The sequence below is a fragment of the Nocardia crassostreae genome (assembly GCF_001613405.1).
GTDB lineage: Bacteria > Actinomycetota > Actinomycetes > Mycobacteriales > Mycobacteriaceae > Nocardia > Nocardia crassostreae.
Map to the genome: position 1 here is coordinate 1 of NZ_BDCH01000004.1, position 13,557 is coordinate 13,557.

At 66.3% G+C, this 13,557-nt stretch carries 11 protein-coding genes and 1 pseudogene; 5 read left to right on the forward strand and 7 right to left on the reverse strand.

What is annotated here, in order from left to right; translation table 11 throughout:
- Positions 1 to 179: pseudogene (locus NC4_RS45045) on the reverse strand (class I SAM-dependent methyltransferase); the annotation flags it as partial.
- Between the two features lie 119 nt (positions 180 to 298).
- On the opposite strand from NC4_RS45045, the gene NC4_RS02405 reads away from it, so the two are divergent.
- Together NC4_RS02405 and cyp51 are read left to right on the forward strand one after the other, a co-directional pair.
- Positions 299 to 862 carry a TetR/AcrR family transcriptional regulator gene (locus NC4_RS02405; protein ID WP_067531749.1) on the forward strand — a complete coding sequence of 188 codons (564 nt, stop codon included), beginning with the start codon at positions 299 to 301 and terminating at the stop codon, positions 860 to 862.
- Between the two features lie 118 nt (positions 863 to 980).
- A complete protein-coding gene (gene cyp51 / locus NC4_RS02410) occupies positions 981 to 2,333 on the forward strand; it encodes a lanosterol 14-alpha demethylase (protein ID WP_067531733.1) in 1,353 nt (450 codons plus the stop codon).
- A gap of 12 nt (positions 2,334 to 2,345) precedes the next feature.
- Here cyp51 and NC4_RS02415 read toward each other — a convergent pair whose 3' ends face one another.
- Positions 2,346 to 2,801, reverse strand: a complete 456-nt coding sequence (locus NC4_RS02415; RefSeq protein WP_084528369.1) for a glutathione peroxidase — start codon at positions 2,799 to 2,801, stop codon at positions 2,346 to 2,348.
- Between the two features lie 62 nt (positions 2,802 to 2,863).
- On the reverse strand, positions 2,864 to 4,096 hold the full coding sequence (locus tag NC4_RS02420; protein ID WP_067531736.1) for a cytochrome P450: 1,233 nt from the start codon (positions 4,094 to 4,096) through the stop codon (positions 2,864 to 2,866).
- Between the two features lie 307 nt (positions 4,097 to 4,403).
- Here NC4_RS02420 and NC4_RS02425 point away from each other — a divergent pair, with 307 nt between their 5' ends.
- On the forward strand, positions 4,404 to 6,041 hold the full coding sequence (locus NC4_RS02425) for a GMC family oxidoreductase (protein ID WP_067531737.1): 1,638 nt from the start codon (positions 4,404 to 4,406) through the stop codon (positions 6,039 to 6,041).
- 139 nt (positions 6,042 to 6,180) lie between these two features.
- Here NC4_RS02425 and NC4_RS02430 read toward each other — a convergent pair whose 3' ends face one another.
- Positions 6,181 to 7,815, reverse strand: a complete 1,635-nt coding sequence (locus tag NC4_RS02430; protein WP_157554168.1) for a PKD domain-containing protein — start codon at positions 7,813 to 7,815, stop codon at positions 6,181 to 6,183.
- A 441-nt stretch (positions 7,816 to 8,256) separates the two neighbouring features.
- Positions 8,257 to 8,871 carry a TetR/AcrR family transcriptional regulator gene (locus tag NC4_RS02435; protein ID WP_245721448.1) on the reverse strand — a complete coding sequence of 205 codons (615 nt, stop codon included), beginning with the start codon at positions 8,869 to 8,871 and terminating at the stop codon, positions 8,257 to 8,259.
- 120 nt (positions 8,872 to 8,991) lie between these two features.
- Here NC4_RS02435 and NC4_RS02440 point away from each other — a divergent pair, with 120 nt between their 5' ends.
- Positions 8,992 to 10,107 carry an Rv3169 family protein gene (locus NC4_RS02440; protein ID WP_067531743.1) on the forward strand — a complete coding sequence of 372 codons (1,116 nt, stop codon included), beginning with the start codon at positions 8,992 to 8,994 and terminating at the stop codon, positions 10,105 to 10,107.
- Positions 10,107 to 11,132, forward strand: a complete 1,026-nt coding sequence (locus NC4_RS02445; RefSeq protein WP_067531745.1) for a phosphotransferase family protein — start codon at positions 10,107 to 10,109, stop codon at positions 11,130 to 11,132. The genes NC4_RS02440 and NC4_RS02445 overlap by 1 nt, the downstream gene beginning before the upstream one ends.
- On the opposite strand, the gene NC4_RS02450 is transcribed toward NC4_RS02445, so the two are convergent.
- Positions 11,043 to 11,579 (reverse strand): anthrone oxygenase family protein, encoded by a 537-nt coding sequence (locus tag NC4_RS02450; RefSeq protein ID WP_067531751.1) that lies wholly within the window; start codon positions 11,577 to 11,579, stop codon positions 11,043 to 11,045. The genes NC4_RS02445 and NC4_RS02450 overlap by 90 nt on opposite strands.
- A 127-nt stretch (positions 11,580 to 11,706) precedes the next feature.
- Positions 11,707 to 13,248: an MFS transporter gene (locus NC4_RS02455; RefSeq protein WP_067531747.1), complete on the reverse strand. Its 1,542-nt coding sequence runs from the start codon at positions 13,246 to 13,248 to the stop codon at positions 11,707 to 11,709.
- Positions 13,249 to 13,557 lie beyond the last annotated feature (309 nt).

Sequence of the window (13,557 nt, forward strand, 5' to 3'; positions counted from 1 at the left end):
CCGAGGTAGACGGCGGACTTGCCGCAGTAGGTGCCGATTTCCAGGATGACGCCGTCACCGGCATGGGTGCGGGCGGCTTCGTAGAGGGCGCGGCCTTCTTCCGGGGGCATGAATCCGGTGATTTGTTCGGCGAGTGCGAACAATTCGCCGGTGCGATCGGGAATCTCGGCCTGCGTCATACGAAAACCTTTCTGGAGCCATCGCATTCATGCCGGTCACACATGATGCGAGTTGCTCGGAGAGCCGACCCATAGTAGCATCCAGACACGTGTCTGATTCCCTTTCCGCTCGCCCGGTGGTGAACATGGAGGCCACCCGTCGCCGCCTCACCGAGAAGCAGGCCGACACCGTCGAGCGGCTCACGCGGGCGGCCGTGGAGGTGCTCTCGCGCGAGGGCTTCGCCGGGCTCACCGTGCGCATGGTGGCGGCCGCCGCCGGGGTCGGCACAGCCACCGCCTATACCTACTTCTCCTCCAAGGAACACCTGTTCGCGGAGATGTTCTGGCGGCGGCTCGCGGCCACGGAACCGCCCTCGACCGAGGAATCCGATCCCACCCTGCGCGTGGTCGCGGTGCTGCGCCAGATCGCCATGCTGGTCGCCGACGATCCGCAGCTGGCGGGCGCGGTGACGGCGGCGCTGCTGGGCACCGATCCCGATGTGGCGCATCTGCGCCTGCGGATCGGGCGCGAGATTCGGCAGCGGCTGATCGACGCACTCGGTGAACCGGCCGATCCGGAAATCGTGGAGACGCTCGAATTTCTCTATGCGGGCGCACTGGTGCGCGCGGGCATGGGTTATGCCTCCTATGCGGAAATTGCCGACCTCTTGGAGAAATCGGCTGTGCGCGCACTGCGCGACTGAGTTTCCGCCCCTTTTTCACCACCGCCGCGAAAATCTCCCGATTCTCGTGGAATATCGTGCCGCGCAACGACTCCCGTAGTACCGTCCAGACAGGTGTCCATAACGCGGGAGGATTCCCATGACCCTGGTCAAGCCCCGGCAGGTATCGGGCGGCGAGCACGAACACGGCCATCTGGAGGAGTTCCGGACCAATCCCATCGCGCTCATGACGCGGGTCCGCTCCGAATGCGGGGATATCGGATCCTTCCGGCTCGCGGACCGCGATGTGATCATGCTGTCCGGCGCGCAGGCCAATGAGTTCTTCTTCCGTGCGGGCGATGACGAACTGGACCAGGCGGCCGCCTATCCGTTCATGAAGCCCATCTTCGGCGAGGGCGTGGTGTTCGACGCGCCGCCGGAACGGCGCAAGGAGATGCTGCACAATTCGGCGCTGCGGGCCGAGCAGATGCGCGGGCACGCCGCCACCATCGCGCGCGAGGTGGACCGGATGGTGGCGCGCTGGGGTGACGAGGGCGAGATCGATCTGCTCGAATTCTTCGCCGAACTCACCATTTACACGTCCTCGGCCTGCCTGATCGGGACCAAGTTCCGGGAGGAACTGGACGGGCGCTTCGCGCACCTCTACCACGAGCTGGAACGGGGCACCGACGCCTACTGCTATGTGGATCCGTACGCGCCGATCGAGAGTTTCCGCCGCCGGGACGAGGCCCGGTGGCAGCTGGTGAAGCTGGTGCGCCACATCATGGCGGGCCGGATGGCCAATCCGCCGCAGGGCAAGGCGGATCGGGACATGCTCGATGTGCTGGTATCGGTGCGCAACGAGCGGGGGCATCCGCGATTCAGCGCCAGTGAGGTCACCGGCATCTTCATCTCCATGATGTTCGCGGGGCACCACACCACCTCCGGCACCGCCACGTGGTCGATCATCGAACTGCTCCGCCATCCCGAGGCGCTCGAGCGGGTGGTCTCCGAGCTGGACGAGCTCTACGCCGACGGCGCCGATGTGAGTTTCCATGCGCTGCGCCAAATTCCGCAGCTGGAGGCGGTGCTCAAGGAGGTGCTGCGGCTGCATCCGCCGCTCATCATTCTCATGCGGGTGGCGCGCGAGGAATTCGAGGTGTGCGGGCACCGCATCGATCCCGGGGATCTGGTGGCCGCCACGCCCGCGGTGTCCAATCGGATCGCCGCGGACTTCCCGGACCCGGATCGGTTCGACCCGGGCCGGTATCTGGACCCCAAGCAGGAGGATCTTGCCAACCGCTGGACCTGGATTCCCTTCGGCGCCGGGCGGCATCGCTGCGTCGGCGCCGCGTTCGCGCTCATGCAGTTGAAGGCGATCTTCTCGATCCTGTTGCGCGACTGGGAGTTCGAATTGGTCCAGCCATCGGAGAGCTACCGCAACGACCACTCCAAGATGGTGGTGCAGCTGGAGCAGCCGTGCGCGGTGCGCTATCGGCGGCGAAACCGGTAGCGCACCCGCCGATTACAGCGCGGCTTCGATGGCCGCGGTGATGGCGGCGTCCTTGGGCTCGGTGCGCGGGCGGAAGCGGGTCACCGCGCCGTCGCGTCCGATGAGGAACTTCTCGAAGTTCCACTGGATGTCACCGGCCTCGCCGTCGGCGACCTGGGTCAGATCCCGGTAGAGCGGGTGCCGGTTCTCGCCGTTGACATCGGTCTTCTCCAGCAGCGGGAAGTCCACGCCGTAGGTCGTCGAGCAGAATTCGGCGATCTCCTCGGCGGTGGCGGGCTCCTGGCCGAGGAACTGATTGCACGGCACGCCGATCACGGTGAAACCGCGCGGGCCGTAGTTCTGCTGGAGCTCAACCAGGCCGGTGTACTGCGGGGTCAGGCCGCACTTGCTGGCGACATTGACCAGCAGCACCACCTTGTCACCGGCCAGTTCTGCCAGCGTGGTCGGCTCATCGGACAGGGCGCGCAGCGGGATTTCGCGAAGTGAGGCCACGAATCGAATAGTAGAACCAGTTCGCAACGCTCACGGATTCACCCGCACCGGACCTCCCACCGCTTCACACCGTGAATCCAGCCCGAGCGCAACCGCTCCGGCGGCGCGACCTCGGTGATGTCGGGCATGGCGTCGGCAATGGCATTGAACATCAGATCGATCTCCAGCCGGGCGAGATTCGCGCCGACACAGAAATGGGCGCCGGTGCCGCCGAACCCGAGATGCGGATTCGGATCGCGCAGCACATCGAACCGGAACGGATCGTCGAAGGCGTCCTCGTCGAAATTGGCGGAGCTGTAGAACAGGCCCACCCGGTCGCCCTCGCGAATCTTCTGCCCGCCCAGCTCGGTATCCTGCGTGGCCGTCCGTTGAAAGGCGACGACCGGAGTCGCCCAGCGCACGATTCCATCCGGTGCGGTGGACGGGCGCCGCGCCTTGTACAGCGCCCACTGATCCGGGTTGTCCACGAAGGCTTTCATGCCGTGCGTGATGGCATTGCGGGTGGTTTCATTGCCCGCCACCGACAACAGGATGACGAAGAAGCCGAATTCGTCGGAACCCAGTGCCTCCCCGTCCACATCGGCGGTCACCAGCTGGCTGACGATATCGTCGACCGGACGGGCGCGGCGCTGTTCGGCCATGGTGTAGGCGTAGCCGAGCAACTCGGCATTCGCGGTCATGTTCTCCCCGGCGAATTCCGGATCGTCATAGCTGAGCAGCTGATTCGACCAGTGGAAGAGCTTGTGCCGATCGGCCTGCGGTACGCCCAGCAGTTCGGCGATGGCCTGCAACGGGAGTTCGCTGGCGACCTGCTGGACGAAATCGCCACCGCCGGTCTCCTTGGCCTCGGCGACGATCGCGGTCGCGCGATCGGTGAGCGCTTTCCGCAAACCCTCCACCGCGCGCGGCGTGAAACCCTTGGAGACGATCCGGCGAATCTTGGTGTGCTTCGGCGGATCCATATTCACCAGCAAGGCATTTCGCGACAGTTCCATTTGCTCGGGCGTCGAATCGGCGGGCATCCGGATGATCGATCCGGTGCGCTGCGAGGACCACAGATCCGGCCGCCGGGAGATCTCCTTGACGTCCTCGTGCCGGGTGATCGCCCAGAAGCCGCCATCGGTGAACGGCGCCGCCTGGTCGGGCGTCTGCGCATTCCACCAGACCGGCGCGGTCCGGCGCAGCGCGGCGAACTCGTCGGCGGGAGTGTGGTCGGCCCACAGCGCCGGATCGGTGAAATCGAACCCGGCCGGCAATGACGGAACAGACACTGTTCCTCCTCGGGCATGCTGCCGCTATGATCACGGAATTGGAACGTGTTTCACGCTGATTCAACCACATCGACACGTGTCCAGACAGGGCTTTCGGCATCCGGATCGACCCGGTCGCACGCCTACTCCACCAGCTATCCGGCAGCACCTCTTCTAGAACATGTTCGTAAACAGTCGCCCTGTGGCGCAATTGCGCCCACAGGCACGCTGAACTTTGATCTTGTGACTGGACATTGCGTCCACCGGGCGTACAGACTAGAACTTGTTCTACAGTGATCGCAGGCACACTCGAGGATGAGGTACTGACATGACCGCTTCGCCGCGCGCAGCGAGCGCCGCAACCGAGGCCGATTACGTCGTCGTGGGCGCGGGCAGCGTCGGCGCCGTCGTGGCGGGCCGGCTCGCCGAGCGCGGCGCCAGCGTGATCCTGCTGGAGGCCGGGCGCAAGGACGACACCCGCCTGGTCACCTCCCCCGGCATGATCACCATGGTGCACACGGTGCCGCAGCTGAAGAAGCGCGTGACCTGGAAGCAGTTCTCCACCCCGCAGAAGCACGCCAACGACCGGCTCATCCCCATGAACCGCGGCAAGGTGCTGGGCGGTTCCAGCTCGGTCAACGGCATGCTCTTCGTGCGCGGCAACCGGGCCAACTTCGACTCCTGGGCCGCCGAGGGCTGTAAGGGCTGGGGCTACGACGATGTACTGCCCGCCTACAAGCGCCTGGAGAACTGGGAGGGCGGGGCCAGCGCGGTGCGCGGCACCGGCGGCCCCATCGAGGTCACCCGGCAGCGCGATCTCACGCCCATCACCCAGGAGTTCATGATCGCGGCGTCGGAGACGCTGGGCGCGCCGATCATCGACGACTACAACGGGGAATCACAGGAAGGCATCTCGATCTTCCAGCAGAGCGTGCGCAATGGGCTGCGCTACAGCTCTTCTCGCGGCTACATCACCGATCGGCCGAATGCGAACCTGACCGTCGTCACGCATGCGCACGTCACCCGCGTGGTGATCGAGAACGGCCGGGCCACCGGCGTCGAGATCGCGGACAAGAAGGGCGCGCGCCGGATTGTGCGCGCCGCCAAGGAGGTCATCGTCTCCGGCGGCGTGGTGGGCTCGCCGCAGATTCTCATGCTCTCGGGCATCGGCCCGGCCGCGCACCTGCGCGAGCTCGGCCTGCCGGTGCACGCCGATCTGCCGGTCGGGCAGAACCTGCACGATCACCTGTTCGTGCCCATGACCTTCGTCTCGAAAAAGGCCATCCACCGCGGCATTCCGACCTACTTCGCACGCGGCATCCTGCGCGAGCTGCGCAATCCGGGCAGCTCCTGGATGGGGCGCACGGTCTTCGAGGCCGCGGGCTTCGTCAAGACCAAGTTCGCCGAGGGCGACCACCCGGATATGCAGATCCACACCCTGCCGTGGTCGTATCCGACGCCCAATCAGGACGAGGACAAGATGCATCTGGTGGACCGCCGCCCGGCGCTCACCGTCATGCCCAGCCTCATCTACCCCAAGAGCCGCGGCGACCTGCGGCTGGCCTCGGCCGATCCATTCGCCTCGCCGCTCATCGATCCGGGCTATCTGACCGATCCGTGGGATACCGAATTCCTGGTCGAGGGCATCAAGATGATCCGGGATGTCATGTCGCACAAGTCGATCGCGGGCGACCTGGTGGAGAACTTCTTCCCCGGCGACGAATGGGCCGACGAATCCGCGCTGCGGCGCGAACTGCCCAATCGGGTGCACTCCATCTACCACCCGGTCGGCACCTGCCGCATGGGCTCCGACGAGCGGGCGGTGGTCGATCCGACGCTGAAGGTGCGCGGAATCGAGGGCCTGCGGGTGGCCGACGCGTCCATCATGCCCAGCATCACCGGCGGCAATACCAATGCGCCGAGCTACATGATCGGCGAGAAGTGCGCGGAGTTCATCGAGGTGTAGCTCCCCCGATCGGCGGATCGTGAGTGCTGTTACTTCCCTTGCTCTCCCGAACCGCTTACGGGGCGCCGGATTACGACCACCGGCGCCCCGGCGAGCGCCCCGGGCCGTCACGGCGGACCGGGGCGCTGGCGTATCCGGATCAGTCGATCACAATGGCCTTGCCGAGTTCGTAGAGGCTGCGATTGCCCGCCATATCGGTGACGACCAGCCGGGGCAGATACGGGCCGTGATCGGTGTAGTGGTGCGAGGTCACGGCGGTGGTGGTGACCAGGTGGGTGCCGTCGCCGAAGTACCACTCGTACTGGCGGATGGCCGCACCCGCGGGTGCGGCATCGAAATCGACCGTGACGCCGTCCGATCCGGGCGTGCCGTCGATGGTGAAGCCCTCACCCGCCGGACCGCCGCCGCCGAACCATTCGCGAATGCGGGGGTTCAGCAGGAAGGCGTCGGCATAGCGCCGGGCGCCCTCCGGATCGGGCGGACCCACCGCGCCCAGGCACTGCGGCGGCAGCTCACCGAGCTGTGGGCAGGCCAGCAGGCGCAGTGAGATCCCTTCGTCGCCCAGCGGATTCATGGCGGGGCGGCGTTCGCCCTCGGACTCCCCCGCGGCACGGGCGTAGAGACCGTCGGCCGCGACGGCGAAGGATTCCCCCGCCACGGCATTGGCCCGCTTGGCCGCCAGCCGGAAGACCTCGGCGGAGACGCGCACGAATTCCGACCAGCGCTGCCGCAGCGCGTCGGGGACCTGCTCGGTGTCGTAGCCGTGGAAGTAATTGGCCACCAGCACCTTCGGGCGTCCCGGGAGAGCGTGGGCGAGCTCGATGGCCTCCTGCATGCCGCGGCCGCCGTAACCGGTGGTGGCACTGCTGAAATACGGCACGTTCGCGGCCGGATTCACCGGTTCGGCGCCATCGCCGCCGCATTCGCGGTGCACGGCGGCGGTCAGATCCCGGGTGCCGGGCGTGACGCCGACCGGGATGCCGAAGAAGGGATCCAGATCGTTGATACAGCCGTCCAGCAGCACCAGATCGACCGTGTAGCCCTGATTCCTGGCCGCCGCGGCGGCTTGTTCCATCTGGCAGAAGACATCCGGCAGGCGGTCCATGCCCGCATCGGTGAAACCGCTGGCAATGGCCTCCACGCCGGATTCGGCCTGGCACAATCTGTCGTCATTGCCGACCGGCAGGTCCGGTGCGTCCAGCACCGCGCCGGATCGCGAGTAGTCGTGCAGTTCGGCGCCGCGGCCGGTCTGGGCGCCGAGGGCCTCGGCGGTCAGGTGGGCGAATTTGCGCTCCAGGTCCAGGCCCTGACCCCACATCACCGAATCGCCGACCGAAACCACGTGCAGCGGATGGCATTCCCGGCTCACCCGGAAGTTCCACGGCCTGCCGTACTCGCCGACCGCACCGCCGGGCACCCGGGCGCGGGCGTCCATCCGTAGCAGGCCGTCGGGGGGTAGCTCGTCCTGGGCTATATCGAAGCCGACCGTCAGCACCTCCGCCGTGACCGGCGTGATGCCGGAGCGCAGAGGCTGCTGACCGGCCAGGATCCGCCATTCCACCTCGGCCCGGGCCGGAACGCCCGGTGGGAAGAAGACCGAGGTGGTGCCGCGCAGCGGACTGTCGCATCGTTCGCCGGGCAGGGTGCTGACATCGATGATCAGCGGAATCTCGGTGAGGACATCGGCCCGGGCCGCCGGGCCGGCCACCGCGGTAGCACCCACCAGCGTGGGCAGCATTGCCGCCCGGCACCAGCGGGATCGCCACAACTTCACATGCTCCTCCTAGCAGTGTGGATTGACAGCGACATCGTTGAAGGGTCCTCGCCGGGCGCCCGCGCGGCACGCCGGAATGGCCGAATTTAGGTGTTTTGCAGGGGTTTTCGGCCGGACAAATAGGACGAATGCCAGATACAAGATCTTGTTAAGGCCGTGCCAAGCACGGACCCGCATCGTTGTGTCACCACCGGCACAACCCGGTGCAAGACCACCCGATCGGGGGGTGGAGCGCTGGGGCACGACCCGTCCACGAGGGGTGTCGGGTCGTGCCCCGGCAAACCAATCGGGCCGCCGGACCTGTCCACGAGGGGTGTCAGGTCCGGCGGGTTCGGTTTCGTGGCCGAAGTGCCACCACGCACTGCATCATGGAAGTGAGTGCGCCAAAGAGAATGGATCGGCGATGGAAACCGTGATCGTCTTCGTGCTGGCTTGTTTCATCTACTGGTTCGGGCTGTTGCGCTGAGCGCGGGCGACAGCGAGCAGGGCATCGGCGATCTGTTCACAGAACTCGTCGGCGTCATCGGTGCCGTGCGTCAAGGCCCGGATGAGGGTGGCGCCGCGCAGTAGTTCGAAGACGGCGTCGACATCGCACGCGGCGTTCGCCTGACCCGCCTCCGCCGCTCCGGCCATCAACTCCCGCAAGGCTTCTCGCGTCGGAAGCTCACCGCGGTCGAGCAGGCGACGGTAACTGTCGCGATCGTCGTGATACTCCGACATCAACCCGGGCAGCGCCGAGCGCGCGGCCGGATGCGAGGCCGATTCCAGGAACAGCCGGATCCAGGCCAGCAGATCGGCGCGCAGATCGCCGGTCGGCTCCGGGAAGACACCGCCGTCCAGGGCGAAGATGGCGTCCTCGACCAGCGCCCGCTTACTGGGCCAGCGCCGGTAGATGGAGGTGGTCACCACCCCGGCCCGGCGCGCCACCGCGGCAATCGTGGTGGCCTGATAACCCTCGCTGACCAGCAGTTCCTGCGTGGCGGCCAGGAGCTGGGCGTCCAGCTGCGGATCACGCGGACGCCCCGGGCCGGGGCGGGTCCCTGCGGGTGCGCTCACGGGCATCTCCATCGAATCGATACGAATTCCGCGATTCAGGCTACAGCTAGAACCTGTTTCAAATACGCTACGGCCCGTATTCGAATTACGGCCAGGCCGTACGCATGAGAGGTACCGTCGATGCTGACACCCCAGGACGAGATGCTCTGCCATCAGCTGCCCACCACGTTCGACCATGTGGCACAGAGTGATCTGCGCTGGACCGAGCGAATCGTGTTGTACGGCTTCGACACCAGCCGCACGGTGAATATGATGACCGGGATGGCGCGCTATCCCAACCGCAATGTCGTGGACGCCTATGTCATGGTCACCATCGACAACAAGCAGGCGCATGTGGCGCGGTTCTCCCGGCAGCTGGATTCCGGCGCCGACAGCCTCACGTCCTGGAAGGTGGGGCCGTTCACCTACGAGATCGTGGAACCGCTGCGCAAGGTGCGCGGCACGCTCGACGACAATGAGCACGGCATCCGGATGCACCTGGACTTCGACGGCGAATTCGAAGCCTACGAACAGGAACCCGCGTTCTTCCGGAGCCGGGGACGGGTTCGGGAGGACGCCCGGCGGTTCTATCAGAACGGGCTCGTATCGGGCTGGATCGACATCGACGGCGAGCGTATCGATATCGATCCCGAGAAGTGGTGGTTCGGCCGCGATCACTCCTGGGGCACCCGGCACGGCGGTGGCGGCGGCAGCCTGCCGGAGGGGACGGGCCTGCAACCGACCGAGATACCGGACGGCGTGCTCTACTACATGGGCATCTTCGAATTCGAGGACGAGCTGGTGCATTTCGCGCAGCGCGAGACGGCCGACGGGCAGCGCTGGCATTTCGAGGGACACATTCTGCCGCGCATCGATTCCGGCGCACCGGTGCTGCCGATCATCGACGTCGAGCACGAGCTGACCTTCCGGGACGACTTCCGCATCATCAGCGGCGGCACGTTCACCGTGATCGGGGCCGACCGCGCGCGGCGTGAATTCGCCGTCACCCCGGTCACCAACTATTGGCCGGGCATCGCGGGCTACGACGACTACCGCGGCTACGCCTCCGGGGTCTGGAAGGGCGAATCCTGGAGTGACGCCTTCGTCGCCGATCTCACCGATACCGAGGACCTGCAGAAGGTCAGAGCGCTGTCGGGGACCCTGTGCCGCATCGAATCCGAGGGCAAGGTCGGCTACGGGCTGGTGGAAATGGTCTTCTTCGGCCGCAATGAGCGCTACGGGTACCAGGGGCACTGATGAGCGCCACCCGACTGCCTGCGGAGCACTTGGCCGCGGCGCTGGAACCGCTGGTGCGCACCAACTTTCCGGTATCCGAAGGGGCGCGGGTACGGAATTTCTCCCGCACCGATCGCGGATTCGCCACCGATACCTATCTTTTCGAGCTCCAAGACGCCAGTGGCACTCTGCCCCTGGTGTTCCGGAGGCCGCCCGAGATCGCACTGTTCCCGGACTACGACCTGCTGCGGCAGGTGCTGGTCATGCAGCGCCTGGCGGACACCGGCCTGCCGGTGGCCACACCGCTGTGGCTGGACCGGCGGGGGGATGGTCTCGGGGATCCGTATTTCGTCATGACCCGGCTGCCGGGTGAGGCTCCGAGCGATTTCCCGTCGTATCACGTGGCGGGCAACTACTTCCAGGCCACGCCGGACCAGCGGGCCCGCATGTGGTGGGGCTGCGTGGACACCATGGCGGCCGTGCACGAGGTGGATTGGCGGGCGGCGCGCCTGGACTTCCTCGCCCTCCCCCACCACGGCAGCGGTGCGATCGCCCAGGTCGTGAACTATCTGGACACCGGATTGACCTGGGCCTGCGCCGGTGCGCAGCCGGAAATCTTCCGACGGGCCATCCGGTATCTCCGGGACAACCTGCACGAGCCGGACCGGGTGGTGCTGTGCTGGGGTGACGCTCGGATGTCGAACATCCTGTACGACAGCGACTTCCGGGTCACCGGCGTACTGGACTGGGAGATGGCCCATCTCGGCGACCACCGCTTCGATCTGGCCTGGATGCTGTTCCTGGACTGGGCCTGTAGCGAATTCGAGGGTCACCGGCGGCTGCCGGGCACGCCCTCGCGGGCGGAGACCGTCGCCTATTACGAGCGGCGCACCGGCCTGCCGGTCGGCGATCTCCGCTACCACGAGATCCTGGCGGCGGTCCTGCTGTCGCTCCCGCTACTCCGGATGACCAACCAGGTTCGGCTCCCGCCGGATATGGACATCACCGCCTTCTGCACCGCCCGGCTCGCGCAACTGCTGCCGTGAGGCCAGGGCGAGGAAGATCATCAGCCCGAAGGCGACCAAGCCCGTACCGGTGCGCAGATAGTGGAACAGATCCCAACGCGCCAGTTGGTCGAGATAGTCGGCCGGGGGACCGGTGACCACCCAGTCGTTGATCCGATAGTTGATCGGCACATTGCCGAAGCGGGTGATGACGAAGGACGCCACCACGAATCCGGTCGCCAGTCCGGCGAGCAATCGGGCCCGGCCCTTGACCGTCGCAGCGAGCGCGAGACAGCTCACCGCCGCGACGGCCATGGTGAGCTGCATGCTGACGCTGTTGTTCTTCATGAGCTCGGTGTGGAACTCGAGCCGCATCTGCAGGGGAACCCTGCGGAAGGTGGGCGCGAGATTGGCCGCGCCGTAACCGAAAGCGCCAGCCAGCAATCCGGTGCTCAGCAGGGCGACCGCGTGAGCGAGGCGAGTACGCATGCACATCTCCGTTCATGGAAATCTTACAACGCGTCAAGGTTATGCTCGCTACTTAACTTTTACAAGCATGTAAGAAATCCGCCTCCGGCAAGACTGCCGGGGGCGGATTTCGTTGTGCGGGTTGGACTTACTCGGCCTTGGCCAGCTCCTCGTCGGCCGACTCGACCGGCGCTCCCTCGTGCCCGGCGGCCTGGGCGCCGCGCATCAGGAAGAACGCGATCACGGTGGCGGCCACCACGCTGATGCCACCGCCGATGAAGGTGGCGGACATGGCATCGGTGAAAGCCTCACGGGCCGCGGTGATCAGGGCGCTGTCACCGCTGAGCAGAGCGGGGGCAATGGACTCGCGGGCCGCCTCGGGGGCATCGGCGGGCATGCCGTCGGTGTAGGTGCCCGCCAGCACCACGCCGAGCACCGCCACGCCCAGCGCGCCACCGGTCTGCTGGATGGTGTCGTTCAAGGCCGAGCCGACACCGGCCTGCTCCGGCGGAATGGCGCCCATCAGCGCGCCGATGGCGGCGGGCATGGCCAGACCGGCACCGGCGCCGACCAGGGCCATGGCCGCGGCGGGCGTCCAGAAACCGGACTCCGTGGTGAGAATGGACAGCACGCCGAAACCACCGGCCAGAATGGCCATGCCGATCAGAGTGATCGGGCGGACGCCGAACTTCTGCACCAGGCCCGCGCCGATGCCATTGAAGACCAGGGCGGTCAGGGCGAAGGGCGTGAAGGCCAGCGCGGTGCGGATCGGCGAGTAGCCGAGCACGAACTGCAGGTACTGGGTCAGCACCAGCAGCAGACCGCCATTGGCGAAGGTGACCAGCACCAGCGAGAAGCTGGAACCGGTGAAGACGCGATTGCGGAACAGGTGCAGCGGAACCATCGGGTTCTCGGCCTTCATCTCACGAATGATGAAGGCGGTCATGCCCACAACGGCGATGATGAGCGAACCCCAGGTGCCCTCGATGCCCTTGGTCGGCCATTCGATAATGGTCCACACCAGCGCGGTGGTGCCGATGATGGACAGCACCATGCCCGGCACATCCGGCTTGGCCCACGGGCCCTTGGACTCCGGCATGAGCGCCATGGCGGCGATGATGGCGATGATCGCGATCGGCACGTTCAGCACGAACACCGAACCCCACCAGAAGTGGTTGAGCAGCACGTCACCCACAATGGGACCGCCCACCATGCCGATCATGGCCACGGCACTCCAGGACGCGATCGCCTTCGGGCGCTCCTGCTCGTCGAACACCGTGATCAGGATGGACAGCGTGCTCGGCATGATGAGCGCGCCGCCGATGCCCATGACCATACGCCCGGCGATCAGCAGCTCCGGGGTGCTGGCATAGGCCGCGAGCACCGAGGCCGCGCCGAAGAGCGCCAGACCCACCACCATGACCAGCCGCCGCCCGAACCGGTCGGACAGACTGCCCGAGGTGAGCAGCAGCCCGGCGAAGACCAGGATGTAGGAGTCGATGATCCACTGAATGTCCTGCGAGGTCGCGCCGAGCTCGGTGGAGATCTGCGGAATGGCGACATTCAGCACCATATTGTCGATCACCAGCACCAGTGAGCTCAGGCAGAGCACCACCAGAATCAGCCAGCGCTTCGGATTGCGTTCGGCCGCGGGCGCATTCACCACCGCGGCGTTCTCGGTCTTACTCATTTCGATCCCCTTCGGATTTCTCTCCGCACACTGTGCGGTGTTGTCGAACACTGCACGGCCTCCGTACACTATTCGCAATAGGGAACATTGTGCGTTCAGTCGAACAGTGTTCTAGCAGCGGTTATGCTGACCGCAGACGAAGGAGGAGAGTGCAATGGCAGCCAAGGCCGAGCCGGTCGCGACCGTATGGGCGCGCCCCCAACGACAGCGCCGCGACACCCCGGCGCTGAACCGGGAACAGATCATCTCCGAAGCGATGGCCCTGCTCGACAGCGAAGGCCTGGACGCGCTGAGCATGCGGCGGCTGGG